Source organism: Actinomyces massiliensis 4401292, from assembly GCF_000269805.1.
GTDB classification, from domain to species: Bacteria; Actinomycetota; Actinomycetes; order Actinomycetales; family Actinomycetaceae; genus Actinomyces; species Actinomyces massiliensis.
In genome coordinates this window covers 1-770 of sequence record NZ_AKIO01000032.1, presented here as the reverse complement: position 1 = coordinate 770, position 770 = coordinate 1, and the positions used below count along the sequence as shown (strand labels likewise).

The following is a 770-nucleotide window of genomic DNA, read 5'->3' as shown; positions in this document are numbered from 1 at the left end:
ACCATTCGCAATCACTTTCTGCGCTATTCCAGACAGGTCCGAAACGGCGTTAAAGTCATTACAATGGACATGTTTAGTCCCTACTACGACATCGCCAGACAACTCTTCCCTTCTGCGAAAATTGTCCTCGACCGCTTTCACATTGTACAACATCTCGGCCGGGCTATGAACCGTCTTCGCATCCAAATCATGAATCAGTTGGATAGAAAATCGCACGAATATAAAGCGCTGAAACGCTACTGGAAACTCATTCAACAAGATAGCCGGAAACTCAGCGATAAACGCTTTTATCGCCCAACTTTTCGTATGCATTTGACCAACAAAGAGATTCTGGAAAAACTACCTTGCATACTCTCAAGAACTCAGAGAACACTATGAACTCTACCAACTCTTACTTTTTCATTTTCAAGAGAAACAAGCTGAACATTTCTTTGGACTCATTGGAGAAACAATTTCTTGTATAAATCCTATCTTTCAGACTGTTTTTAAAACCTTTCTCAAGGACAAAGATAAAATTATCAACGCTCTTGAACTCCCTTACTCAAATGCAAAGCTAGAGGCCACTAACAACCTCATCAAAGTCATCAAGCGAAATGCTTTCGGCTTTCGGAACTTTGACAACTTTAAAACTAGAATCCTCATCGCTTTAAATATCAAAAAGGAGAGAACCAATTCGGTTCTCTCCAGGGTATGACTTTGCGTTAACCCACTACAGTTGACAAAGAGCCTGATTTAAAATCAACCCCTTTTTATGTTATTAGATTCTTTTT

Annotated in this window: 1 pseudogene; it reads left to right on the top strand. The window is 39.6% G+C overall.

The features are described from left to right. A pseudogene (locus W5W_RS15365) lies at positions 1-694 on the top strand (ISL3 family transposase); the annotation flags it as partial. Between the last annotated feature and the right edge of the window lie 76 nt (positions 695-770).